Source organism: Mesorhizobium sp. U510 (assembly GCF_059180695.1).
In genome coordinates this window covers 1958005-1983958 of the sequence record NZ_CP180532.1, presented here as the reverse complement: position 1 = coordinate 1983958, position 25954 = coordinate 1958005, and the positions used below count along the sequence as shown (strand labels likewise).

The following is a 25954-nucleotide window of genomic DNA, read 5'->3' as shown; positions in this document are numbered from 1 at the left end:
TCTGCGCGAAGGCAAGGGAGAGTTCGAGCGGGATGCCAGCCTTTCATGGAGCCGGGGAACGTTCGAAAGAGTTGTCGATCAAGATCAAACGACGCGGGTCATTCAAATCGAATTCGACAATTCGTGGCACGAAGAGGCGGGCATAGCGGGTGAAGGCGCTAGTCGGAGGAAAGCGAATAACAGTGTCGCATCGACCGAGGAGATACATCTCAACGAGCGCGGAAAACCCCCCGTCGGTGCCCAGTGCTGCACTGTGTAAGGGGCCGGCCTGATCCGCCTGGAAGCGTTTTGGGACGGTGAAAAGTTCGGGAAATACGCCCGACAGGTGATCAACAACCTTGGCGCTGTCTGTACACAAGAACACCTTTACAGGTCTTGAATGCGGTTGCGCCTTGGCCATACGAATGGCAGTGCATACCTGCTCTAAGGCAACCTTCGGATCAGCCCAGTAAGGTGCGTGATCCATAATATCTTCGCCGTTGCCGTGGCGGACATGGACTCCAATTATGCAGTGCCCCTCAAAATGTTCCTGGTAGAGCGCTTCAATGCGATCCTCAATTTCGACCCTCGGTGTGATGCTCCTAAATATGGTTCGCTCGGCCTTTTCATCGCAGCGCCACATCAAGCAAGCATCACACACTACCGTGTTGGCTTCACAATCATCTTGGGCCTGGAAAAGATCGTTAAGCTCGTCACGTTCTTGGAAAATCTGTTCATCCGGACGGTACACGCAGTCGATGGATGGCTTGTTCCACCACGACGGGAAGAAGGGACCAGGGAATGAGACGTGGTTGATCTGGTCATCGCATATGACCCGTACACCACCGATATCCTCAATTGGCTTGAAGAAAGCTGGAAAGGCATTCGCAAACGGGTTGTCAAGGTAACAAGAGCCGCGCCAATCTATTGCTAAAGCTCGTCCCGTCCGATGTGCGTAGTCCCAAGCCGACGCGAGAGACCACAGGCAATCACCGAGACCCGTGCGCCGTCGAGAAACAACGAACCGATCGTTCCTTGAGCGATCAACAAGCATCTAAATTGCCTCTCTCCAGAACACCACAAGCCTCAGCTTTGCTGCTGCGTTTGAGGCAAGCGCCTGCGCAATTCGGGGAAGATTGTCGTGCTGTGCCAATGCGGTGTAGCTCGCGTCTGTCGCGGAAGTGCCTGGCCGCGATGGACGCGCGCCTGGGCTGGTCTTCCGCGCAGACCAGAAAATGCTCTTCGGAGCCAACGTAAACATCAACCACTTTCCTTAAGGCTGCTACATTCTTGAATTCTTTCTATGCATCGTGCCGTAACATCGGTAAAATCGTCTGTTTCGATGAAACGCATCCACGCCATGGATGGCTAGTGACATGGGTTCCAGAGCGTTGGCTGTGAACCCTCTCGCTGTGCTCGACGCACCGCTAACCCCAGCGGAACCTCACGGTGACAGCACGCAGCATCGACCTAAGTGAGCCGGCCATGAGCGCGGGCCGCGGCCACGAAGCTTCGACTGGGCCAGGTTCTGCATGGGAGCGCCACAAAGAAAGAGGCGATGCGTCGAGCTGTAAGCGAGCCTGAGCTCGCTTTCGAAGCGCTATGCCATCAACCCCAAGACGGTCGCGAAGTGGAGGAGCGGAGTTCGACCGCCGATCTGCCCACCGGCCCCAGGGAGCCGAGATCGAAGGTTCTGTCTGCCGTAGAAGAGGACCGTTGTTGTGGCCTTCCGCCGCAACACACTGCTGCCGCTGGACGGTTGCCTCTACGGCCTTGCAGCCGACGATCCCGCATCTGACGCGCTCTTCATTGCACCGATGTCTGCAGCGCAAGCATCGGCTTCTTCCACATTGATATTGCGGAGATCCCAACCGAACAGGGCAAGCTAAACATCAAGGCCTTTGTACCGCGCACCGCCTGTCGCGAACCTTCGCGCCCCTCTGGCCCGCCGGCACCAAAGGAGACCGTCGCGGCGCCGTTGTGTTGCTAGATCACATTCAATTCCCTAAACGCCCGCCCTTCGGCGACACGGATGTACCCAAACGCGGAGCAATCGACCGTGCGGTAGCCGCCATGCACGAGAAGCTCGGCCAGCGCCTTGCCGACCGCCGGGGCCTGCTACAGACCGTGGCCTGAAAATCCGTTGGCGAAGAGGAAATTTTTCACCTTGGGGTGCGGCCCGATCACCGCGTTCTGGTCGAGCGTGTTGTAATCGTAGTGCCCGGCCCAGGCGCGGGTAGGCTTGATGGCCTCGAATGCCGGAATGCGGGTCGCCAGCACCGGCCAAATCACCTCTTCGAACAGCGGCCAGTCGACCTCGAAATCCTGGGGATCGGCCGGGCCGTCGCCCTCTTCCGGCTCGGCGCCGCCGGTGAGATAGACCGAGCCTTCCGGCCGGACATAGATGCCGGAGGGATCGACCAGCAGCGGCATGTCGGCATATTTTTCGCGCGCCTCGAAGACGAAGACATTGCGCTTGCGCGGCTCGACCGGCAGCGCCAGCCCGGCGAGAGCGGCGACCTTGCCGGCATTCGGCCCGGCGGCATTGAGGACGGTGCCGGCTTCGATCGTCTCGCCATTGTCGAGCCTGACGCTGGTGACACGGTGGCCCTGCCGCTCGATGCCGATGACCGAGGCGGTCATAATGTCCACGTTCTTGCCGCGCAGCGCCTTGCGGAACAGCGTCAGCATTGCATGCGCGTCGAACCAGCCTTCGCCGCTGCGGCCATAGGAGCCGGCGGATATACCTTCGGTCGACAGCCAAGGGAAGCGGCGCGTCAGCTGATCCGCGTCCTCGAGCACGATGTCGGCCCCCTCGGCGACCTGCGCTTCGTGATTGGCATTCAGGATCGGCAGCCCGTTCTCGCTAGCGAGAATGAGAAAGCCGCCCTCGCGAAAACCGATGTCGGCGTCCGCGCCGAATTCTTCCTTCAGCCGCCGGAACAGTTTCATGGTGAACTGCGACAGGCGGATGTTCTGCGGGATCGAGAATTGCTGGCGAATGGAGGCGCAGGACAACGTCGTTGCCGCGTGCGCGAACTGCGGATCGCGCTCGATCAGCGCGATCGAGCCGGAAAACTCTTCCTCGCGCAGATAGTAGGCGATCGAGGAGCCGACGATGGCTCCTCCGATGATAACGATGTCGTAACGCACTTTTTTGTCGCCTTTCCGGTAACCGCCCGTGTCGATCACACAGCCGTCAGCATGATGTCGAAGCGCGTGCCGCGGCGGGCGCGGGCCTAGCGAGTTGAAAAGGGTTGCCGCATGCGCTTGATCCAGCGGCGCTCACGCAGCTGCCGGTCCTGCCTCACGCAGCAAGTCGTCGGCTCTGTCCGTCTTCTCCCAGGTGAACTCAGGCTCTTCACGGCCGAAGTGTCCGTATGTCGCCGTGTTGCGGTATATCGGGCGCACGAGATCAAGCATCTTGATGATGCCTTTCGGTCGGAGACCGAAAACATGCGAATCCAAACATGAGGCCCTGATCCCGCCCTTGCTCGAGATCCTGCCATCGTCCTTCATCAACGCCCTGGCTGATGTCGGGCGACTGCCCGGTGAGAGCCAGAACGACGGCGCAATTTCGACTCAAAGCCGATGGCATCGTCGTAGCCAATATAGAGTATCGTATCGCGGGCGACTTGGGTGTAATCGATGTGCGCATGGCTGGTACCCTCGTCCTGCTGGCTTTGTCATTTCGCGCTCTTCGCAAATGCTGTTTGGCGGCGGAACATAAAACGACACCAGATTTCTGCCGCCACTGATCTCGAAAGTTGTGATGAGCGTACCATTGACAGCGATTTGCGCTCGCAACGATTCCATGAATTTCTTTGAAGGATCTGTTGCAACGCTAAACAACAACGCAACGAGATTGGCGGGGGCCTGGTAAGACGGCAAGCTGGAACTGGTTGGCCAAGAGGGAGGCGATCGGCGCACCTTTCCCCAGGCGACGTGCTAACTTGCATCGTGCACCTCATCCGCCATTTGCTAAATGTTTTGTCCCGGCATTTGCTGGAGCGGATTGAAAGTGAACGCTCGGGCTGGGAAGCCCATGCCTTCCAGATGAACTCGCAGGGCGTGAGGCCCTTGAGGGTCTTCAGCTTGCGGCCGAAATTGTAGGCCGCGACGAAGTCGGCAAGATGCCGACGCAGTTGGTCGCGATCGTCGTAGTGGAAGCGCTTGACGGTTGCGTCTTGATGGTCCGGTTCATTCTCTCGACTCTTCTCGCCGGCCTGTCGCCTTCGACATCTGGCAATCGGCCGATGCTTGCCTGCAGACAGCGGTGGGAGCGCGTCAGATGCGGGACATCGGCTGCAACGCGTAGAGGCAATCGTCGAGCGGCAGCAGCCTTGTTGCGGCGGAAGGCCACAACAACGGTTTTCCTCGACAGACAGAACTGTCGACTTCCTGGAGCCGGTGGACAGATCGGCGGTCGAATTCCGCTTCTCCACTTCGCGACCGTCTTGGGGTTGATGCCATAGCGCTCCGAAAGCGACCTCACCTAGCCCATAGTGCATCCTTTGAGTCGGACGAGAATGGCGAAATTTCTTTTCCGCGACATGCAAGCAAGAAGGCTTCAGCCAATGGCGGTTTTTCGATAATCGGCCGTGTCTATCCCATGTCGTTTCAGCTTGTCGTAGAAGGTCTTGCGGGGAACTCCCAGGACTTCGATCGTGCGCCTCACGTCGCCGCCGCATTCCTGCAAGGCATCGCGGATGACAGTCGCCTCATAAAGGCTGACCTTCTCGGACAAGGGGAGGCTTGATATCGCTGGTTCCTTTCGACCTGATGCAATGGGCGTGCCTAGCCTTTCAAGTCCCAATGCAACGCGATCGGCGAAATGCACGAGTTCACGGACATTGCCGGGCCAATTGTGGCTCACGAGGCGATCGCGCACCCCAGCGCTTATGTCCGGAACTGGCCTGCTGAAGCGTTTGGAGGCGCGTTCCAGGAAATGCCCAAAGAGCATCGGGATGTCTTCGCGCCTTTCGCGAAGCGGCGGGATGCGGAGCGTCACCACATTCAGCCGGAAATAAAGGTCTTCCCGGAAATCTCCGCGGGCGGCCGGATCGCCGAGATCGGCCTTGGTAGCCGACACGACACGAAGGTCGATGCTGCGGGTTTCGTTCGTGCCAAGCGGCGTGACCTGCCGGGTCTCAAGCACCCTCAGAAGCTTCACCTGGAGTGCTGGCGGCATCGACTCGATTTCGTCGAGGAAGAGCGTCCCTCCGTTCGAATGCTCGATGCGCCCGGTCCTGCGCCTCTGCGCGCCAGTAAAGGCGCCTGCCTCGTGCCCGAAAAGTTCGCTATCGATGACGCTTTCGGGCAGCGCTCCACAATTCAGGGCAACGAAGGGCTTCGTGCGTCGTCTGCTCCAGCGGTGAAGCAGATCCGCGACCACCTCCTTGCCCGTGCCCGTCTCGCCTTCCACAAGGACATCCACATCGGTATCGGCGATCTGGCGGAGAGTTTCGCGCAATCGAATCATGGTCGGTGCCTCCCCGATCAGCGGGATATCGCCCGCAGATCGGACAACCGCATCCCTAAGACGTCTGTTTTCCAGGACCAGGCGCCGTTTTTCCGAAGCGCGATGCAGCGTCACGAGAAGCCGGTCGTTCGCATATGGCTTCGAGATGAAATCGTGGGCGCCATCCTTGATGGCGGCAACGGCCAGCTCGACGTCGGCATGCCCGGTGATCAGGACAACCGGAATTTCCGGGTCGATCGCCTTCACTCGCTCGAAGAGCTGAAGTCCGTTCAGCCCGGGCATACGGATGTCACTCACGACAGGGCCATCGAAGTTCCCGTCGATTCTGGCGAGTGCGGCCTCGGCCGAACCGAACACGCTCGGTGAGAACGAGGCAAGCTTCAGCATCTGCGTGGCTGCGCGAAGCACATCCTCGTCATCGTCGATAAAAATGACCGGTCCTGATTCAGCACTCATGCCGCTCGCCTCAGCTCGACCGTGAAAGAAGTCCCTCTCCCGTGGCCGGCATCATCATGCCGCAACGAGCCGCCGAGCTCACGCGCGATCTCTTGCGAAATGACCAGGCCAAGACCGAGACCCTTTTCCTTGTTGGTAACGAACGGCATGAAGAGGCTCCTGCGAATGTCGGGGGCAAGGCCGGGGCCGTTGTCCCGAAGGGAAATAGCGACCATTTCCCCGTTTTCGGCGAGCGCTATCTCGACGCGGGGCTCCGGTTGATACTTCAGAGCGTCAAGCGCGTTCTGGAGAAGGTTGACGAGTATCTGCTCCAGTCGCATGCGGCTTGCCATGACAATTGGAGACGGATCGATCCGCTTCCGTTCAATCGTCACCCCGGAATCGCGAATTCGGCCGGAAAGAAGCGACAGAGCGCCGTCGATCGCGTCGTCCGCCAGTATCGGTCCCATCGATCCGCTGGCGCGGCGGGAAAAGGACCTTAGCGTTTCAGTGATCGTGCCGATCCTGCCGGTCATGGCGACGATCGAGGTCAGATTCTCGGCGGTTTCTTGCGACCGGCCGATCCCTAGAAAACGCGCGGCATTTTCAGCATAGGTGCGGATTGCGGCGACCGGCTGGTTGATCTCGTGGGCGACCCCGGCCGTTATCTGTCCCAGGATTGACAAGCGGTTCGCCTGGGCGAGTTCGTCGCGCAGGCGACGCACTCTTGCTTCAGCGTTCTCTCGCTCGGCGATCTCACCGGCGAGCGCTGCGTTCGAGCTCTGGAGCTCCGCCGTGCGCAGTTCGACGCGATGCTCCAGTTCCGCATTCAGCAACACAAGCACTTCTTGCCGCTGCCGGGCCGCCCGCCGCCGTCGAACAATGATGAAAATGACGAATCCAACGAGAACGAGGGCAAGCAGCGTTGTCACGCGGGCTGTCATGACCGCCGAGGAGATCTCGGTGTCGGCGGGGATGAGCAACGACATGCGCCAGCCCGGAACTGCTTTGCCGAGATCCTGCGAAACCGCAACGAAACCGGCTGATCGACTCTCAGGAGTTGCGGTGACCAGGTTGTCGCCGCGGCGGGAAAGCGGCACCGGCTCGAAAGTCACGCCCGATAGCTGCAGACGATCGCGAGCGGTTTGCTTCTCCTTTTCGGAAAGCGGTGAGAGAGCGCCAAAACGCCATTGGGGCACGCTCGTGGCAAGAACCACGCCTCGCTCATCGGTCGTGAAGACCACGAAGCCGCTCTCCAGCCAGCGCGACTCGACGCGATCGAGCTCCATCTTCACGACAACCACACCGAGCGGCCCCTCCGGCCCATCGACCCGGCTCGACAGATAGAGCCCCGGCCGTGCGCTAACCGTGCCGAGCGCATATTGCATGGCCGGGCCATCCGCCATCGCCTCGGTGAAGTAGTGGCGAAAGCGGTAATCGCTGCCGACGAAACTGGTCGGCTCGCCGGCGTTGCTCGCAGCAACCGCTACGCCCTCAGGATTAATGATGTAGAGTATAGAAGAGCCGGCGTCGCGCGCGATGGCGCGAAGCTTCTCATCAAGCGCGGCTTCGTTGGCAGTGCTCGGACTGCGAAGCATCTCCTGAACGGCACCGTCGCGTGCCAGAACCAGCGGAATCATTCGCTGCTTCTCGATCTCTCCTTTCAAACTGTCGGCCGCAAGCGGGAACGCGGCAAGAGCACGGTCGCGTAGGGCATACTCTGCTCTGGTGCCGGCGATGCGTCCCGTTGCAAAGACGACGAAACAGAGCGCCGCACCAAGAATTGCAAGCAAAACCACAAGCCAGAGAGATCGACCGCCGGATCTACCAGGGAAGACCAATGGGGCGCGCTGGAAGGCGCCATTACCCATGCCTTCTTCTTCTGCCATCGTATTCTTAAAACCGATCATTGACGAACCATAGTGCGGGGTTCCGCCAGAAGGGAAGGCGATCCGTGCGGAAAACCGCACAATCTTGCTGCGCGATTTGTTGAAGATACCTGAGGCTCCGGCGGTTTCCGCGCTCTCTTGGCTTGGCACGGCTATTGCGGTCAACAACGCAGCAGCGTTCGACCGGGGCGCCGCGATGGGAGAAGCCGCGGGGAGGAACAGCCCGCCCCAAACCGGTCAGGGAGAGAAAACTTACATGTTGACCCCACTGGCTCCAAGCGTAAAGCGCGCACCCCGCAAGGCCCTTTTTGCCAAGCCTTATGTGCAGGTGCTTGTCGCAATCCTCCTCGGAGTTGCGGTTGGCCATTTTTATCCGCAAATCGGAGAAAACCTGAAGCCGCTCGGCGATGCCTTCATCAAGCTCGTCAAGATGATCATCGCGCCCGTTATCTTTCTGACCGTGTCGACTGGAATTGCCGGCATGAGCGATCTTCAGAAGGTCGGCCGTGTTGCCGGCAAGGCGATGGTCTATTTCTTCACCTTCTCGACGCTCGCGCTTATCGTCGGCCTCATCGTCGGCAATGTCATTCAGCCTGGCGCCGGCCTCAACATCGATCTGAACTCGCTCGACGTCCAAGCCGTCAATGGCTATGCCTCAAAGGCCCATGAGCAGTCCGTGACCGGCTTCCTCATGAACATGATCCCGACCACGATTGTCGGCGCCTTTGTGGAAGGCGACATTCTACAGGTGTTGTTCTTCTCCGTCCTCTTCGGCATCGCGCTGGCGATGGTCGGAGAATCGGGCAAATCGGTTCTTTCCTTCCTTCAGGACCTCACTGCACCCGTTTTCAAATTGGTCGGCATCCTGATGAAAGCCGCGCCGATCGGTGCTTTCGGAGCAATGGCCTTCACGATTGGCAAATATGGCATCGGTTCGGTAGCCAACCTTGCGATGCTGGTCGGGACCTTCTATCTCACGGCCTTCCTCTTCGTATTCGGGGTTCTCGGTGCAGTCTGTCGCTACAACGGCTTCTCGATCTTTTCTCTTATCCGCTACATAAAGGAAGAGCTGCTGCTGGTCCTCGGAACGTCCTCCTCCGAGGCTGCGCTGCCCTCTCTCATGGAGAAAATGGAAAAGGCCGGCGCCAAGCGCTCGGTCGTGGGCCTGGTTATCCCGACCGGATATTCCTTTAATCTGGATGGCACCAATATCTACATGACCCTCGCGGCCCTTTTCATCGCGCAGGCGACGAATACGGATTTGTCAGTTGGCGATCAGGTCCTGCTGCTGCTCGTCGCGATGCTTTCCTCCAAGGGTGCAGCAGGTGTCACAGGTGCCGGCTTCGTCACGTTGGCCGCTACGCTCTCCGTAGTGCCGGCAGTTCCCGTTGCTGGAATGGCGCTGATCCTTGGCGTCGATCGCTTCATGTCGGAATGCAGGGCACTGACGAATTTGGTCGGTAACGCGGTGGCATCGCTCGTCGTCGCCCGCTGGGAAGGCGAACTGGATCAGGCGCAATTGAAAGCTGCATTCTGCGGCCACCAGCCTGCCGAGACATCAACCGGCCAGCCACTGATAACGCCCGCGCCGAGCAACTCGGCAGCATCGCTGCCGGTTGAATTGCCTGGCTGGTCCCAAACGCCGGACGATCGGGCCGCGGGTTCCAAACAAACTCTCGCGGGCCGATGAAATCAAGAATCCCGAAATGCAGTGGGTGCAAAATCATCTGCGCCTTGCGAAGGTCTTGCACCGGTCACGACACACAAGCCATCGATGATGCGCTTAATGCCTCCGAAGTTTGCGACGGTTCGTGGAACCGGGCGCGGAGCTGGGTCGGAGCCGTCGGCACGGCTGAACAATTCGCCCAGGCTCTACGTTTCGGCTTCTACCTCGCACCATGCCATGACAAGAATTCGGTAGCGAACAGGATCAATGCAGGAATGACAGATTTTACTGAATCGACCTTTGCCGGATTTCTTCTTGATGTCGTTTAATCAGACTCGAACAATGGCGAAGCGACCTATAATTGCTGATATCGCCCGGGAAGCAGGGGTAAGTGTTGCCACCGTTGACCGAGTTCTGAATGCCCGTCATCCGGTGCGGAAGGAGACTGCGCAGCGGGTCTTAGCGGCGGCACAGGCCATCGGATATCACGCCGCAGGTCTTATCAAGCAGCGCCTGCAGCCGGACCTGCCGCAATATCGGCTTGGCTTCATCTTGAGAAAACCGACTCACCACTTCTACCAGGGCTTCGCGCGTGAGGTCGAAGCGGCGGTCAACGCGGCGAAGTGCTTCCATGGCACTTCGCTCATCGAATTCGCGCCGTCGCACATGCCGTGCGACCTTGTTCCACTGCTCAAGGAATTCGGCGCGCGCTGCCACGCGATCGCCATGGTGGCGCCGGACCATCCGGCGATCACGGCAGCCGTCCAAGAACTCAAGGCAAAAGGCATCCCCGTTTTCTCGCTGCTTTCCGATTTCGCCGAAGGTGTTCGTGAGGGTTATATCGGCCTCGACAACCGCAAGGTCGGGCGGACGACAGCGTGGATGCTTTCAAAGGTCGCAAGACGGCCGGGCAAGGTGGCGGTTTTTGTCGGCAGCCACCGTTTTCAGGGGCAGGAGCTGCGGGAGGTCGGCTTTCGCTCCTATTTCCGTGAGAATGCACCGGCATTCGAGCTGCTTGATCCGCTCGTGAACCTCGAGGCACGGCAGATCACCTACGAGGCCACGCTGGATCTCATGCAACGGGAACCCGAACTCACCGGCTTCTATGTGGCCGGCGGAGGTATGGAGGGAGCGATCTCCGCGCTCCGTGAAGAAGGCGAAAGCCGGGGTCTCGTCGCGATCGTTAACGAGATCACGCCGGAGTCACGGGCTGCACTCGCAGATGGCATGATCACGATGTCGGTCGCCACGCCCCAGCGCCTGCTTTGCCAGGAACTGATGACGCTGATGGCCCAGGCCATCAAGGTCGGCACTTCGGAGACGCTTGGGCAGACTTTTCTGCCGTTTGAGATCTATCTGCCGGAAAACATCTGAAAAACTGATAAAATACTATCATGAGAGCCTAATTTCCTTTCATTCATGAAAGAAAAGCAGCGGGAGTTTGATTGACTCACCTGCCTGATTCCGGTCTCGTTTAACAACGAATGATTGCTGCGCGGCGGAAGCCAGTCAGCCGAGAACGACGACCCGCACTTCATGAAGAGAGAGGAAAGCCATGCGTCAAGCATCGCTCCGCTTTGCGATCGACCGCATGACGCCGCCCCATCTTGCCAGGGCCGCACTTGCTCGCGGCCCGGGCCTGACTGGCATCGACATTAGCTATCATCTCGATGGCAATTTCATTGCGCGCGAAAAGCCGGCTGCAGACGTCCGTCTTGCTAACGGATCAATCGTCACGACTATCTTCATCAACGCCTTTTCGTGTTTCAATGAATCCCCGCGTGCAAGGGCGAGGCGAGCAAACTCGTCGATTGTGCAGCGGCCTGCGGAGCGAAGAGGCCTACGAATGCGATTCGCCAAGGACATCCACGCGCTGGACAATAGGCGCACTTGCCTCGGGCATCGATTTCATGGCGCGAGATGGATGATCACATGCAACACGATGCTCGCAACTCCGAGCAAAGTGCCAGGCAGATCTCGTCACGCTGCATATCGCTTCCAAAAATGAAAAGTCCTAATTCAAAGTCCGAGACGAATCACGTGGCCCCTAGTGTGCAGTTGCACGAGAGGGCGTCAGACATCTTCGAAGCATCGAAAGCACCCGCCGCCGCCTCTGGGCTCGAAGCCACGTTGGCCAACGTCCTCGACCTCCTGCCATCGTTGGTGCAGGTGCGGCACGGCATCATCTCGCTCAGCGACAGGTCCGGCATACCAGACATGACCGTCGGGGCCGGCTGGAGCGAAGGCAGTGATGAGCGCTGCCGGAAGCATCTGCCACGGGGGGCGATCGACCAGATCATGACGACGGGCATGGCACTGGTGGCCGAGAACATAGCGTTGGAACCGGCCTTCAACGCCACCGACAAGGACGTGCTCGGGGCGTCCGAAACCATGGAAGTGTCGTTCATCGGCGTACCCATTCGCGTCGATGCGAACGTCGTGGGCACGTTGACCATCGACCGCATCCTCGACAACAAATCAGGTTCCCTCCTCGAATACGACCTGCGCCTCCTCACCATAATCGCCAATCTGGTTGGGCAGACAGTGAAGCTGCATCGCCTGTTCGCCTCCGACCGCGAGCGCCTGATGGCCGAGAAAATCCGGATGCAAAAGCAATTCGGCGAGCTCAGGCAGCCTGGGCATGAGGGCAAAAGGGCTCATGTCAAGGGGATCATTGGCGACAGCCCGGCGCTTCGCGGGCTGCTTGAGAAGGTCGCGTTAGCAGCCAGGTCCAACAGCACCGTTTTGCTGCGCGGGGAATCCGGGACCGGCAAGGAGCTGGTCGCCAAGGCCGTTCACGAGCTGTCGGGGCGCGCCAAGCGGCCGTTCATCAAGCTCAATTGCGCAGCGCTCCCTGAGACAGTCCTGGAATCCGAACTGTTCGGTCACGAAAAGGGTGCCTTTACCAGTGCATTCAACTCGCGCAAGGGGCGCTTTGAGCTCGCTGACAAGGGAACCCTGTTTCTGGACGAGATCGGCGAGATTTCGGCCTCGTTCCAGGCAAAGCTGCTGCGCGTGCTGCAGGAGCAGGAATTCGAACGCGTCGGCAGCAACCAGACGATTAAGGTCGACGTTCGCGTGATTGCCGCTACGAACAGGAACCTGGAAGACGCTGTTGCAAGGAACGAGTTTCGCGCCGACCTTTATTATCGCATCAGCGTTGTTCCCTTGCTGGTGCCGCCATTGCGCGAAAGGCGCGGTGATATTCCGCTCCTTGCCGCTGAGTTTCTCAAGAATTTCAACAACGAGAACGGCCGTATGATGGTCTTCGATGCGAGTGCGACTGAAGTGCTGATGAACTGTGCTTTTCCCGGAAATGTCCGCGAGCTTGAAAATTGCGTGCAGCGGACAGCGACCCTCGCAGCGGGAACGTCAATCGTCAGAAGCGACTTTGACTGCTCACACGGCCGATGCCTTTCCGCGATGTTATGGAAGCACGCGTCTACGGAGACTTCGCCGAAATTCGAGGCGATCGCACCATCGCCACTAAACCCGGCCATGAAATCATCTGGTGCCTTTGCATCGCCCGCCGTTGCGACCCCGCCTGTTGACAGCGAGCAGGCACTGCCAGCGCCTGATCGGATAGGCCTCGTGAGCGACGGGAAGCTGACCGATCGCGAGCGTCTCATCGCGACGATGGAAAGATCCGGCTGGGTACAGGCAAAGGCAGCGCGCCTGCTTGGATTGACGCCGCGCCAGATTGGCTACGCGCTGAGGAAATACGGTATCGAGATCAAGTGTCTCTGAACGGGCTGTCGAACTTTCGATATGTGGGGGCCGCGCGACAGAGCGAGCGAGGCGAATAGCTGGGTCAAATCAAGGGTTGGTTCATTCGGCACGGACCTCCGCGAGGCGGTCCAGCCCCCTATCCGCGCCAAGAACGGCCCGCCGTTATGGTCGCTCTGTCGGTCCTGTCGATCGGCTCTGCGAACTAGTGCAATGAGGATTTGCCTGTGTAAAACCAGTTCGCCGGGTAGCCGGGCAGTGCGCCGGCGTTGTCGACGGAGTTCGCGCCAGAGCCGTCCCTGTAGTACCCCACCGTCTGAAAGATGAAGCTATTGCGTTCGATATCAACGAGAGCGATGACGTGCGGCCTCCAACCTAATCTCGGATCGAAATCGTTCGTCGGATCCTGGAAACGTGAGTCAACGCCCGCGGTCAGGTAATCCTTGCTGCCTTGTTCGCCGGATCCGCAGAGCATGTTATTGTCCTGCCCAAAAACGTGCGGTTTGTCGCGGCTTCTGTCACCGGAGAGTTCGTGCCATGCCTTGTCGCCGTAGGGTCGGTGATCGGCCTCGCGGGCTAAAGATTGAGAGCCGCCTCGACAAGCGTCGGTTCTGTCGCTGCGGTCAGGTCCCACGCTCACATCGTCCCGCTCATTTTCGATTGCTTCGGGAGTTGGTTGACCCCTAAGAAACTGTTTTAGCTGCAGGACAAGCTTTCTCATTTGCAGTCTCCCGATGCCCCCGCGACCAAGCACTTCGTATACCGCTCACCGAGCAATTGCGGTAATCGTTTGCCGTTATGAATGCATTTGCCGGATGGATGTTTTTTCACGTGCTCTTCGCCCTGCTGCCTTCAGTGACGGGCGGGACCGCGGCGGCCTGCACTTGGCGACATTCGACGCGCGAAACCGCTGGACGAGGATGTTGGCGATGCCCGCGCAGGACCGCCAGCTTGTAGCCAAAGGCCATTGGGCCGATGCAGTGACCAACTGGCCAGCACGGCTCTCCGAGGTGGCTTATTCGCTGCTCGTGCTCAGCAAGATAGGGTCGGGCCTCAGAGCGTGGGGCATGAACGTCGCCAACTGCGCAGTATGCCTCCGGCCCTTGTTGCTGTTGCCCGCGCGCTCGCCGTCATTCTGCGTCGCATGAGAGGTCGGTCTCGTCCATCAACACAAGCTTCGCCGGACCTGCGAAGGCAGACGCTCAAGGCGCTTTGGCTGATCCGCACCGACTGCTCACCTCCGTTGAAGGATTTTGAATCAGCACAAAAGCAACTGTCACATGACCATCGAGTCATCATCACAGGACATGCTGTAGTTGCAGCTCGGTCGGCTGGTCCGTAAAAGCAGATCGGGATCATCGTCGGCCCGTAGTCCGAGATATTCAACTTCTCTGTAGCCGGCGGCTAGGATGGCGTCGCCTGTCGCAGTGCCTTGGCCAGCCTCTCGGCCGCTTTAACAGTATTTCGCTTTGGGGGACCGCCACGCGCTGCTCGGCCGGCAGCTGAGAATTGCGATCGCCCATCCATGTGCTTCGCGCCTTTTCGGAAAGGCGATGATCTCGAGAAAGCGGGCAGGACGGCGCACGAGTTTCAACTGCTGGAAATCCTTCTCGCCAAGAAGGCCGGACCAGCAGCGGCCTGGAAAAGAGCTTCGTCACCAATCGCGCCACGAAGTGAACGCGGAAACCGTGTTTGAGATGGCCCTTCATGCAAGGGCGCCCATGGTTGACACGACCGCGACTTTCATGCCCTGCCTTCGCCATGCCGCCACGGATTTGCGCGACTCGGTGGCGGTCCGGACGATCGGTGTGCTCATGTCGCTTCTCCTCCTTTGATGGCTTTCGGTTCATCGCCGAAGACATGTTCGGCCGCCGGAAACCGGCGCTCCTTCACGTCGCACGCGTAGGCCTCGATCGCTGCCGAAGCGGCCTCTCCCAGTTCGACATAGCGCTTGACGAATTTCGGGCGGAAGTCGCCGAACAGGCCCAGCATGTCGTCGACGACCAGGATCTGCCCGTCGCAGGCCGCCGAGGCGCCGATGCCGATCGTCGGGATTGGGATTTCCTCGGTGATGCGTCGGGCGAGCGGTTCGGGCACTTTTTCCAGTACGACGGAAAAGGCGCCAGCCTCGCTGACCGCAAGAGCATCGCGCCAAATGCGCTCGGCATCCTCGCCTCTGCCCTGCACGCGATATCCGCCAAACAGGTTGACCGCCTGCGGCGTCAGGCCGACATGCGCCATGACCGGGATTCCGCGCGCTGTGAGGAAGCGGATCGTCTCGGCGATCGTCGCGCCGCCCTCGAGCTTGACCGCAGCGCATCCGGTCTCCGCCATAAGGCGCGCGGAATTGCGGAAGGCCTGCTCTAGGCTTTCCTCGTACGAGCCGAACGGCATGTCGACAACCAGCAGCGCCCGCTCCATTCCCCGCCGAACCGCCTTGGCGTGCATGATCATCATATCGAGCGTGACACTGAGCGTGGAGGGAAGGCCGTGGAGAACCATGCCGACGCTGTCGCCGACAAGAACGATGTCGCAGTGGCCGTCAACCAACCTTGCGACCGGCGTGGTGTAGGCCGTCAGGCAGACCAGCGGCGTGCTGCCCTTTCGCGCACGGATGTTCGGCGGCGTGATCGCCTTGACGACACCAGCGGCGCTCAATCCACGTCTCTCCTCACCCAGCGTCACCCACGGCCAGTGTCGCGTTTGGCATATTTTTGTCGAGGTGCGAAGAGGTAAAATCGCCAGAGCGCGTGGTGTTGACGCGACGGGTGGTATGATAAAGAACAGAACTAAATCGGTTTAGACAGGCGGAGCTCTGCCAAGTAGGTCAGGAACTATGGATCAGGCAAAGGGACCAAGGAAAGGCAGAGTCATAGGCAAGGCCAACGACGTCAACGCGGACCTCATCGCAGTCGTCGTTGCCGTGAACGACGCTGGACCTTGTGTTCTAACCATCGAAGAGGGGGCCGCCCTTCCCTCGGGCCCGTTTGAGCTCGCTCATCGTTCGCTCCAATCGGGCCTCCGAGCATGGGTGGAACTGCAGACCGGTCAGCCTCTCGGTTATATCGAGCAGCTCTACACCTTCGCCGATCGCGATCGGATCGGCGCCAACGAGCGCGTGATCTCGATCAGCTATCTCGCACTCACCCGCGAAGAAGATGCGGGCGCCTCGGGCAGGCGCAGCTGGGCCAGCTGGTACGACTATTTCCCCTGGGAGGATCATCGCTCCGGCAGGCCCCCGATGCTGGAAGAATTGTGGCCGCGCCTTATCGAATGGGCGGACGGCGCGGATGACGCCGCGACGCGCTTCGATCGCCGGCGGCGAGCGGCGGTCGCCTTTGGCTTGGACGACCGGGCATGGAACGAAGAGCTCACGCTGCAGCGCTACGAGCTGCTGTATGAAGCCGCCCTGGTGGAGGAAGCAAAACGCGGCGGAGATTCGGCCATCCTCGCTCCGGTGCCGGGCAGATCGATGAGCGCCGATCATCGCCGCATTCTGGCAACGGCTATTGCGCGGCTGCGTTCCAAGATCAAATACCGGCCTGTTGTGTTCGAACTGATGCCGCCGCTCTTCACGCTCTTACAGCTACAACGAACCGTGGAGGCGCTCTCCGGCAGGCTTATCAACAAGCCGAACTTTCGCCGGCTCATAGAGCAGCAGGAGCTGGTTGAGAAGACCGGGGCGACGACCGCCGAGACCGGCGGCCGGCCGGCGCAGCTCTACCGCTTCCACCATGCCATTCTAGACGAGAGGCCTGTGGCCGGCACAAAATTGCCGCTCGCACGGGCTTGACACCACTTATAGTCACAACGATTATATAGGCCTTATAATCGCGTTGACTATAACTGGAGGCTCGATGAGCGCCGTCCTGCCTTCGAGCGCCTCACTATACGACCGCGTTCGGCGCGTTATCCCACCGATCGAGTGGCCGCTCTTCGTCGAGGACATCGACGCGATCCTGGAACTGAAGCGACAGCGCAACGCGGTCATTCTGGCGCATAACTACCAGACGCCGGAGATTTTTCACTGCGTGGCTGACATCGTCGGGGACAGCCTGGCGCTGGCCCGCAAGGCGATGACGGTCGATGCCGAAATCATCGTGCTCGCGGGCGTGCATTTTATGGCCGAGACCGCCAAGCTCCTCAATCCGGACAAGACCGTGCTCATCCCGGATCTCGGCGCCGGCTGTTCGCTGGCCGAGTCGATCACCGCCGAAGACGTGCGCCTGATGCGGCAGCGTTATCCGAGCGTTCCAGTGGTGACCTACGTCAACACCTCCGCCGCGGTGAAGGCTGAATCCGACATCTGCTGCACCTCGGGCAATGCGCTCGCGGTGGTGAAATCGCTCGGCGCGCCGCGTGTGATCATGCTGCCCGATGAATATCTGGCGAAGAACATCGCGGCGCAGACCAAGGTCGAGATCATTGCCTGGAAGGGGCGCTGCGAGGTGCACGAACGCTTCACCGCGGCCGACATCCGCGAGCTGCGTGAGGCCCATCCCGGCATCAGTGTACTTGCCCATCCCGAATGTCCGCCTGAAGTGGTCGCGGAAGCCGACTTCGCCGGCTCGACGGCGGCGATGTCCGACTATGTCGCGCGGCATAGGCCGGCGCGTGTGGTGCTGATGACGGAATGTTCCATGAGCGACAACGTCGCGGTCGAGCATCCGGAAGTAGATTTCGTGCGCCCATGCAATCTGTGCCCGCATATGAAGCGCATCACACTTCGTAACATCCGGACCGCGCTCGAGGAGAACCGCCACGTCGTCACGATCGATCCTCATGTCGCTGAACGGGCCCGCTGGGCTGTGGAACGCATGCTCTTTGTATGACGGCGGACATCCATCACATTGGCGGAGCGCCGGTCATCATCGGCGCTGGTATCGCCGGGCTCATGACGGCGCTACACTTGGCGCCGCAACCAGTCGTCCTTCTGTCAAGGACCTCGCTCGGAACCGAAGCCTCGAGCATTCTAGCCCAGGGCGGGCTCGCAGCGAGTCTGGGGGAGGACGACAGCCCCGACCTGCACCTCGCCGATACGCTTGCTGCCGGCGATGGGCTTTGCGACGAACAAATGGCCAGGCGGGTGGTAGAGGCCGCACCTCAAGCCGTCGAGAATCTCATTCGTCTTGGTACTCCTTTCGACCGCTCGCTAGACGGGAGGCTGCAGCTGGGCCTGGAAGCGGCGCATTCGCGTCGCCGCATCGTGCACGCCGCCGGCGACGCAACCGGCCGCGAGTTGTTTCGGGCGCTACTCGGCGTGGCGCGGCGAACCCGTTCGATCACGATCATGGAAGGCATGACAGCGCTTCGCTTGGTTGTCGCAGAGGGCAGCATTGTTGGCTTGCTGACTGTCCTGCATGGCGCCGTGTTCGCATTGCCCACACGCCGCGTGGTGCTGGCGACCGGTGGTATAGGCGGCCTGTTTTGCGATACAACCAATCCGCTCTCCTCATTCGGGCACGGCCTGGCGCTTGCAGCCTGTGCTGGAGCGGAACTAGCCGATCTCGAATTCGTGCAATTCCACCCGACGGCCCTCGACATTGCGCGCCGGCCAATGCCGCTTGTCAGCGAAGCAGTGCGTGGCGAAGGCGCGGTGCTGATCGATGAGCACGGCCATCGCTTCCTGGCAGACACGCCCGGGGCAGAACTCGCATCGCGCGATGTGGTCGCGCGGGCGATCTCCGATCAGCTCGCAGCCGGGCATGGCGTCTATCTCGATGCCCGACATTGTCTCGGGCAGAAATTCGCAAGACGCTTTCCGGCAATCGACGCTATTTGCAAGCATGCCGGCATCGATCCGGCGGTGGAACCCATTCCCGTACGGCCCGCTGCTCACTATCACATGGGCGGCGTGGCCGTTGACGCCGAGGGGCGAACTTCCGTTAGCGGCCTGTGGGCCTGTGGCGAAGTCGCATGCACAGGACTGCATGGCGCCAACCGGCTTGCCAGCAACTCGCTGACCGAAGCGGTTGCAACCGCCGCCTGGGTGGCTGAAAGCGTCGCGGGTACCTCTGCGGGTTGGCAGTGGCCTAGGCTTCCGGCAACTGTTCCCATCCGGCCCGACCCTTCACCTATTCGCACGATTGTGTCCAATGCGCTTGGCATTGTTCGGAATGGGAAATCATTGTGCGACACGGTCGCGACACTGCTGCCGATCTCTGTTTGCGAGACGGCCGCGGCCGATCCGGCCCTGGTGGCATTGTTGATGGCGATCGCCGCCCTTCGGCGCGAGGAGAGCCGCGGCTCCCACTTTCGATCCGATTTCCCCGGGCGCGATGCCGCCGCCCTCCCCTCACGATTGACGCTCTGCACAGCTTTTGAGAATGCCGTCACGCTCAGATGGCAAGCATCCGAACGGAGCCGTTGACATGACTTCACTTGCACCACTTCCCCAGATCATCATGGAGCCCATCGTGCGTTCTGCCCTGCTTGAAGACCTGGGCAGAGCCGGCGACATCACGAGCGATGCGATCATCCCCGCCGATTGCAAAGCGACGCTGGCGTTGAATGCCCGGCAGGCAGGCGTTGTTGCCGGGCTCGACTTGGTCATGTTTGCCTTCCTGCTGGTCGATCCCGGGATCAGCATCCAGCTGCGGTGTCCTGAGGGCGGCAAGGTTTCGGCCGGCCAGACCATCGCGATCGTAAACGGGCCGGCGCGCAGCCTGCTGACGGCGGAGCGGACGGCGCTCAATTTCTTATGCAAACTCAGCGGCATCGCGACGGCAACGGCTACGCTCGTAAACGCGGTGAGGGGCCATAACGCAAAAATCGTGTGCACACGCAAAACGACGCCCGGCCTGCGTGTCCTGGAAAAGTATGCGGTACGAGCGGGCGGCGGTGCCAATCACCGCTTCGCGCTCGACGACGCCATGCTGATCAAGGACAACCACATCGCCATTGCCGGCGATATCCGCACCGCAATCGAGCGGGCGCGCAGCGCCATCGGTCACATGGTTAAGATCGAGGTCGAGGTCGACAGGCTGGACCAGTTGGAGATCGCGCTTACAGCGGGCGTCGACGCCGTGCTCCTCGACAACATGTCGGTCGAGGACCTTGCGCAGGCTGTGGCTATGGTCGGGGGCCGCGCGATCACCGAGGCTTCGGGCCGGGTAACGCGGGCGAGCGCCCCGGCAATTGCGGCGACCGGCGTCGACCTCATATCGGTCGGCTGGCTTACCCACAGCGCGCCCATTCTCGACATTGGTCTCGACATGCCGGCCGACCGAAATTGCAACAGGCATCTGAACTGATGGAGAGGACATGAACCGGGATCGCAGGAACTCCTTTGGTCGCAGGCTAACCTGCGTCAGCACGTCCCCGGTTCCACCAATAGCCGACGCAAGCCTTCTCGGCGCCAGGCGACACGCTTCAACAACGGAGGCGGGAGGGACGGACCAGCAAGGCACAGAAAGCCGCGTCGCAGTCCTTGGCGTCATCATCTGCCGACTCGACGAGATGCGCCAGTTGGCGGCCTCTCACGGGCTGGAACTTCTGAGTTATCTGCTGGACGTCGCCTTCACCGAATCCTGCGACGCGATCAGAAAGGAGCATTCCTGTGCTCACAGTAAAATAACGGAAACCGTAATCCCCACGGATGACGTGAGTTGAGCCTGTGGGCAGCAGTTGGAGAGTCCGCTCAAGAGCGCCACCAGTCGCGTTTCGATAGAAGACTTCCCGCTGGCATGCGCCTTGTCTTCAGCATCCACTGCAACGCTCCAGGTCAAGGACGGAAGATTATGGAGAACAAGACCTTATGAACGAACTCAGCCCAGACCTGACCTCGGATCCAATCGGTTGGGCGCTTCCCCCTTGGACGCGAGCGGAAGCCCAAGCGCTCCACGACGCGCCATTCAACGACCTTTTGTTTCAGGCGCAGACCGTTCACCGGCAGAACTTCGATCCCAACAAGGTCCAGCTGAGCCGGCTTCTCAGCATCAAGACCGGCGGATGCCCGGAGGATTGCGGCTATTGCAGCCAATCGGCACATCACGAAAGCGGGTTGAAGGCGTCAAAGCTGATGGAGGTCCGGCGCGTCATCGCCGAGGCGACCAAGGCACGCGATGCCGGCGCCACCCGCTATTGCATGGGCGCGGCCTGGCGAAACCCGAAGGCGCGCGACATGGACGCGGTGGTGGCGATGGTCGAGGGTGTCAAGGCACTCGGCATGGAGACCTGCATGACGCTCGGCATGCTCGATCTTGAGCAGGCCGCTCGTCTGAAACAGGCCGGTCTCGACTACTACAACCACAACATCGACACCTCCGAGCGCTATTACTCAGAGATCATCTCGACCCGCACGTTTGCCGACCGGCTGGATACGCTGGCCAATGTCCGCGACAGCGGCATTAAGGTCTGCTGCGGTGGTATTGTCGGCATGGGCGAAGAGCCGGTGGACCGGATCGACATGCTGGTGACGCTGGCCAATCTGCCGGAACATCCCGAAAGCGTTCCGATCAACATGCTGATCCCGATCGAAGGCACCCCGCTTGGCGACGCCAGGCCGATCGAGCCGATCGAATTCGTGCGCGTGATTGCGCTGGCGCGCATTATGATGCCGAAATCGCATGTCCGTCTCTCCGCCGGCCGCACCGCCATGACCGACGAGATGCAGGCGCTGTGCTTCTTTGCCGGCGCCAACTCGATCTTCGTCGGCGACACGCTGCTGACCGCGGACAATCCCGGCGAAAACAAGGATATTCTGCTGTTCCGGCGCCTCGGCATCGAGCCGATGGAACTCGAGGCGCAATGAGTGGGGCACCGCTTGCCCGCTATGACGCGACCTTGCAGGGGCTGGCGCGCAGGGACCGGCTACGGACGCTGTCACCGCGCGCCGGGCTCGACTTCTCGTCGAACGACTATCTCGGGCTTGCCGCCTCCAAGAGACTTGGCGACGCAGTTGCGGCGGCGATCGCGCTGGGCACACCGGTCGGCGCCACCGGATCGCGGCTGTTGCGCGGCAACGCGCCGGAACACGAGCAACTGGAGGCGGACGCAGCCGCGTTCTTCGGGGCCGACCGCGCGCTGTTCTTCGGCAGCGGCTATATCGCCAACTTCGCTCTGCTGACCGCGCTGCCGCAGAAGGGCGACCTATTGATCCTCGACGAACTCGCCCATGCCAGCATGCACGAGGGGGCGCGGGCAGGACGAGCCGAGTTCAAGCTGGTAGCGCACAACGACGCCGATGCTTTCGAGGATGCGATCACGCGCTGGCGCGCCGAAGGCGGCACCGGGCGCGTCTGGATCGCGGTCGAAAGCCTCTACAGCATGGATGGCGACCGCGCCCCGATGGCGCGCCTTATCGCGCTTGCCGATCGGCACGAGGCATTCCTCGTCGTCGACGAGGCGCATGCCACCGGCATCTGGGGACCGGACGGCCGCGGGCTGGCCGCCGCTTTCGAGGGCCGCGACAACATTGTCGCACTTCACACATGCGGCAAGGCGCTCGGCGCGTCCGGCGCACTCGTCACCGGGCCGGGAACGCTATGCGACTATCTCGTCAACCGCTGCCGGCCATTCATCTACGCCACCGCGCCGTCGCCTCTGATGGCGGTGGCAGTGCGCGAAGCGCTGGCCATGCTGTCCGACGAGCCCCAACGCCGTGTCCAGCTGCAGGAGCGCGTAGCCTTCGCGGGCCGCCAATTGGCCGAGCGCTGCGGCGTGAAGCCCAGCGGCTCGCAGATCCAGTCCTTTGTCATCGGCGACAACAGGCGCACCATGGCGGTGGCGGCGGCGCTGCAGGCGCGCGGCTTCGACATACGCGGCATTCGTCCGCCGACCGTACCCGAGGGCACATCGCGACTGCGCATTTCGCTGACGCTCAACGTCGACGAAGCCGACATTTCGGCCATGCTCGAGGCGCTCGTCGAGGTGCTGGCCTCGACATGACCAAGCGCATCGTCATCACCGGAACAGATACCGGAATCGGCAAGACGGTGTTTTCGGCGGGATTGGCCGGCTTCCTCAACGGCTTCTACTGGAAGCCGGTGCAGTCGGGCCTCGACGGCGAGACCGACAGCGAGGTTGTTGCGCGGCTTGCCGGCCTTCCGCCGGGGCGCGTGCTGCCGGAAGTGTATCGCCTGAAGGAGCCGCTGTCGCCGCATCGTTCGGCCGAACTCGATGGCGTCGCGATAGACGTGGCAAGGCTCTCGCTTCCGGACTTGCCGGGTCCGATCGTCATCGAAGGTGCCGGGGGACTGATGGTGCCGCTCAACCGGCGGACCAAGTTCATCGACATATTTGCTCAGTGGCGGGTGCCGGTCATCCTGTGCGCCCGTACCAAGCTCGGCACCATCAATCACACCTTGTTGTCGATCGAGGCCCTGCGGGCTCGCTCGATCCCGCTCGTCGGCATCGCCTTCATCGGCGATGAAGTGGCAGATACGCAAAGGACAATCGTGGAATTCAGCGGCATACGCCAGCTTGGCAGGCTGCCGCTGCTCGATCCGCTGACGAGTGAGACGCTGAGGGAAGCGATGGTTGCCGGCTTCGACCTCGCAGCGATCGCAGGAGGCGAGTGATGTCGCAGTCTCAAGTCTGGCATCCGTTCACCCAGCACGCGCTCGAGCCGGCTATCCCTGAAATCGTCAGGACGGAAGGCGCCTACCTCTACAAGGCTGACGGCACACGTATCCTGGACGCCATTTCGTCCTGGTGGGTCGTCACGCATGGCCACCGCCATCCCCGCATCATCAGGGCCATCGAGAAGACCGCGTCGAGCCTCGACCAGATCATCTTCGCGGGCTTCACCCACGAGCCAGCCGAACGCTTGGCCAGGGCGCTTGTCGGGCTCGCTCCCACCGGTCTCGACTGGGTGTTTTATTCCGACAGCGGCTCGACCTCAGTCGAAGTCGCGCTGAAGATGGCGCTCGGCTATTTCCGCAACATCGGCGCGCCGCGCTCGCGCATCGTCGTCATGGAGCACAGCTATCATGGCGACACCATCGGCACGATGAGCGTCGGCGCCCGAGGCGTGTTCAACGCCGCCTACGAGCCCTTGCTGTTCGAGGTCGACACAATCCCCTTCCCGGCCGCCGGGCGCGAGCAGGAAACGCTGGATCGTTTCGAGGTCGTCAGCCGTGACCGGCGCGCGGCCGCGCTGATCGTCGAGCCGCTCGTGCTTGGCGCCGGCGGCATGCTGATGTATCCGGCCTCGGTTCTCACCGAATTGAAGAAGATCGCAGAAACCTCCGGCACTCTGCTGATCGCCGACGAAGTGATGACCGGCTGGGGGCGCACCGGGACCATGTTCGCCTGCGAGCAGGCGTCCATATCTCCTGATATCCTGTGCACCTCGAAGGGCTTGACCGGCGGTGCCATCCCGCTGGCCGCCACACTTGCCACCGATGCCATCTTCCAGGCCCATTATTCCGAGGACCGCACGAAGACGTTCTTCCACTCGAGTTCCTACACCGCCAATCCGATTGCCTGCGCGGCAGCACTTGCCAATGTCGAGATCTGGCGCGACGAGCCGGTGACTGAGCGGATCGCGGCCCTAAGCGCAAAGCAGGCCGCCGGGCTTCAACGCTTCCGGGACAATCCATATTTCTCCGACAGCCGGGCGACCGGCACGATCGCGGCACTCGATCTGCGCACCGGCTCAGCCGGCTATCTGGCCGAGATCGGGCCGAAGCTCCGCGCCTTCTTCCTCGAGCGCGGCCTGCTAGTGCGCCCGCTCGGCAATGTCCTCTATCTTCTGCCGCCCTATTGCATCACCGGCGAGGAATTGGACGGGCTCCATGACGCCATCGAGGAGGCCGGCGAACGCTTCGGCACAAAGCCATGAGCCGATCGTCGCGCGTCCTCGGGTTTGGTCATCATGCGCCGTCGCGCAAGGTCGAGAACCCGGAAATCGAAAACCGTCTCGGGCTAGAACCCGGCTGGATCGAGCGGCGCACCGGGATACGCTCGCGCTTCTGGGCAACGGACCAAGACACGCTGTCTGGTCTTGCCACGCAGGCTGGCGACATGGCGCTGGCGAACGCCGGTATTGACCGCAGCGACATAGGGCTGCTGTTGCTTGCCACCTCGACGCCCGACCACCTTCTGCCGCCCAGTGCACCCTTGGTCGCGCACAAGCTCGGCCTTGGCCGCCCAGGCGCGGTCGATCTAACCGGCGCCTGCGCCGGCTTTATCTATGCGCTGATGTTCGCGGACGGGTTCACCCGCCTGCACGGCAAACCAGCGCTGGTCATCGCCGCCAACATCCTCAGCCGCCGCATCAATCCAGCCGAGCGCGCGAGCTCAGTCCTTTTCGCCGATGCCGCCGGCGCCCTGGTGATTGGTGCGTGCGAGGACCCTGATCTAGGTATTCTCGGCGCTTCGGTGGATTCGGACGGCTCGCGCTACGGGCTGATCCAGATCCCGGCCGGCGGAAGCAGCATCCCATTCCATGACGATCTGGATCTCGGGCAAACTCGGATGACGATGACCGACGGACGCGAAGTGTTCGCCAAAGCTGTTGAGATGATGACCGATTGCTCTACAAGCGCGCTTGCCGTTGCCGGAGTGCGACCACAGGACATCGATCGGTTTGTGCCGCACCAGGCCAATGCCCGCATTTTCGATGCGGTCGGGCGAAACCTCGGCATCGCCGATGAAGCGATCGTCAAGACGATCGCCGAGTATGGCAACTCTTCCGCCGCGACGATCCCGCTCTCGCTGTCGCTCGCCCATCGGGCGGCGCCGTTCCGGCCGGGGGAGAAGGTTCTTCTGGCGGCCGCGGGTGCGGGTCTTAGCGGCGGTGCGATCGTCGTTGGAATTTAGCCGCGCGAACCG

The 25954-nt window shown here is 61.2% G+C and carries 19 protein-coding genes and 3 pseudogenes; 13 read left to right on the top strand and 9 right to left on the bottom strand.

The genetic code is table 11. The features are described from left to right. Positions 1-43: 43 nt before the first annotated feature. On the bottom strand, positions 44-1033 hold the full coding sequence (locus tag ACLGL5_RS11455; RefSeq protein ID WP_069091037.1) for a nodulation protein NodZ: 990 nt from the start codon (positions 1031-1033) through the stop codon (positions 44-46). Positions 1034-1495: 462 nt separating this feature from the next. Between ACLGL5_RS11455 and ACLGL5_RS11450 the strand changes: the two are divergent. Next, positions 1496-1897: pseudogene (locus ACLGL5_RS11450) on the top strand (transposase family protein); the annotation flags it as partial. A gap of 68 nt (positions 1898-1965) precedes the next feature. Here ACLGL5_RS11450 and ACLGL5_RS11445 read toward each other — a convergent pair. The 5 genes and pseudogenes from ACLGL5_RS11445 to ACLGL5_RS11425 form a co-directional block, all read right to left on the bottom strand. Beyond that, a pseudogene (locus ACLGL5_RS11445) lies at positions 1966-3132 on the bottom strand (NAD(P)/FAD-dependent oxidoreductase). 132 nt (positions 3133-3264) lie between these two features. Continuing rightward, positions 3265-3402 (bottom strand): methionine adenosyltransferase domain-containing protein, encoded by a 138-nt coding sequence (locus ACLGL5_RS11440; RefSeq protein ID WP_425280318.1) that lies wholly within the window; start codon positions 3400-3402, stop codon positions 3265-3267. A gap of 558 nt (positions 3403-3960) precedes the next feature. After that, positions 3961-4474: pseudogene (locus ACLGL5_RS11435) on the bottom strand (IS3 family transposase); the annotation flags it as partial. A 75-nt stretch (positions 4475-4549) separates the two neighbouring features. Next, the gene (locus ACLGL5_RS11430; protein WP_069091035.1) at positions 4550-5917 is read right to left on the bottom strand and encodes a sigma-54-dependent transcriptional regulator; all 1368 of its coding nucleotides are present in this window, start codon (positions 5915-5917) and stop codon (positions 4550-4552) included. Beyond that, positions 5914-7785, bottom strand: coding sequence for a sensor histidine kinase (locus tag ACLGL5_RS11425; protein ID WP_083246921.1), 1872 nt, complete (start codon positions 7783-7785; stop codon positions 5914-5916). Before ACLGL5_RS11425 ends, ACLGL5_RS11430 begins: the two co-directional genes overlap by 4 nt. A 256-nt stretch (positions 7786-8041) precedes the next feature. Between ACLGL5_RS11425 and ACLGL5_RS11420 the strand changes: the two genes are divergently transcribed. The 3 genes from ACLGL5_RS11420 to nifA all read left to right on the top strand — a co-directional run bounded on the left by ACLGL5_RS11420 (position 8042) and on the right by nifA (position 13198). Beyond that, complete coding sequence (locus ACLGL5_RS11420) at positions 8042-9475, top strand: dicarboxylate/amino acid:cation symporter (protein WP_494372952.1); 1434 nt, start codon at positions 8042-8044, stop codon at positions 9473-9475. Between the two features lie 318 nt (positions 9476-9793). After that, a complete protein-coding gene (locus tag ACLGL5_RS11415; protein WP_069091033.1) occupies positions 9794-10825 on the top strand; it encodes a LacI family DNA-binding transcriptional regulator in 1032 nt (343 codons plus the stop codon). Between the two features lie 546 nt (positions 10826-11371). Further along, positions 11372-13198: a nif-specific transcriptional activator NifA gene (nifA, locus tag ACLGL5_RS11410; protein WP_083246543.1), complete on the top strand. Its 1827-nt coding sequence runs from the start codon at positions 11372-11374 to the stop codon at positions 13196-13198. A gap of 184 nt (positions 13199-13382) precedes the next feature. On the opposite strand, the gene ACLGL5_RS11405 is transcribed toward nifA, so the two are convergent. The 3 genes from ACLGL5_RS11405 to panB form a co-directional block, all read right to left on the bottom strand. Continuing rightward, positions 13383-13898 carry a hypothetical protein gene (locus ACLGL5_RS11405; RefSeq protein ID WP_069091032.1) on the bottom strand — a complete coding sequence of 172 codons (516 nt, stop codon included), beginning with the start codon at positions 13896-13898 and terminating at the stop codon, positions 13383-13385. A 984-nt stretch (positions 13899-14882) separates the two neighbouring features. Continuing rightward, positions 14883-14993 (bottom strand): pantoate--beta-alanine ligase, encoded by a 111-nt coding sequence (locus tag ACLGL5_RS11400; protein WP_340163197.1) that lies wholly within the window; start codon positions 14991-14993, stop codon positions 14883-14885. Then, a complete protein-coding gene (gene panB, locus ACLGL5_RS11395) occupies positions 14990-15835 on the bottom strand; it encodes a 3-methyl-2-oxobutanoate hydroxymethyltransferase (protein WP_069091030.1) in 846 nt (281 codons plus the stop codon). Before panB ends, ACLGL5_RS11400 begins: the two co-directional genes overlap by 4 nt. A gap of 178 nt (positions 15836-16013) precedes the next feature. Here panB and ACLGL5_RS11390 point away from each other — a divergent pair, with 178 nt between their 5' ends. The 9 genes from ACLGL5_RS11390 to bioZ all read left to right on the top strand — a co-directional run bounded on the left by ACLGL5_RS11390 (position 16014) and on the right by bioZ (position 25942). Further along, positions 16014-16970, top strand: coding sequence for an NUDIX hydrolase (locus tag ACLGL5_RS11390; protein WP_069091029.1), 957 nt, complete (start codon positions 16014-16016; stop codon positions 16968-16970). A gap of 64 nt (positions 16971-17034) precedes the next feature. Next, a complete protein-coding gene (gene nadA, locus ACLGL5_RS11385; RefSeq protein WP_069091028.1) occupies positions 17035-18009 on the top strand; it encodes a quinolinate synthase NadA in 975 nt (324 codons plus the stop codon). Continuing rightward, positions 18006-19547, top strand: a complete 1542-nt coding sequence (locus tag ACLGL5_RS11380; RefSeq protein ID WP_069091027.1) for an L-aspartate oxidase — start codon at positions 18006-18008, stop codon at positions 19545-19547. The genes nadA and ACLGL5_RS11380 overlap by 4 nt, the downstream gene beginning before the upstream one ends. A 1-nt stretch (position 19548) precedes the next feature. Continuing rightward, entirely contained in the window at positions 19549-20430 is an 882-nt protein-coding gene (nadC, locus tag ACLGL5_RS11375) for a carboxylating nicotinate-nucleotide diphosphorylase (protein WP_069091026.1), read from the top strand. Between the two features lie 503 nt (positions 20431-20933). Continuing rightward, the gene (gene bioB / locus ACLGL5_RS11370) at positions 20934-21929 is read left to right on the top strand and encodes a biotin synthase BioB (protein WP_069091024.1); all 996 of its coding nucleotides are present in this window, start codon (positions 20934-20936) and stop codon (positions 21927-21929) included. Next, positions 21926-23065 carry an 8-amino-7-oxononanoate synthase gene (locus tag ACLGL5_RS11365; RefSeq protein ID WP_069091023.1) on the top strand — a complete coding sequence of 380 codons (1140 nt, stop codon included), beginning with the start codon at positions 21926-21928 and terminating at the stop codon, positions 23063-23065. The genes bioB and ACLGL5_RS11365 overlap by 4 nt, the downstream gene beginning before the upstream one ends. Then, on the top strand, positions 23062-23697 hold the full coding sequence (gene bioD / locus ACLGL5_RS11360) for a dethiobiotin synthase (protein ID WP_027033152.1): 636 nt from the start codon (positions 23062-23064) through the stop codon (positions 23695-23697). The genes ACLGL5_RS11365 and bioD overlap by 4 nt, the downstream gene beginning before the upstream one ends. Further along, the gene (locus ACLGL5_RS11355) at positions 23697-24962 is read left to right on the top strand and encodes an adenosylmethionine--8-amino-7-oxononanoate transaminase (protein WP_069091022.1); all 1266 of its coding nucleotides are present in this window, start codon (positions 23697-23699) and stop codon (positions 24960-24962) included. Before bioD ends, ACLGL5_RS11355 begins: the two co-directional genes overlap by 1 nt. Then, positions 24959-25942, top strand: coding sequence for a 3-oxopimeloyl-[acyl-carrier-protein] synthase BioZ (bioZ, locus tag ACLGL5_RS11350; protein WP_069091021.1), 984 nt, complete (start codon positions 24959-24961; stop codon positions 25940-25942). The genes ACLGL5_RS11355 and bioZ overlap by 4 nt, the downstream gene beginning before the upstream one ends. Positions 25943-25954: the final 12 nt, after the last annotated feature.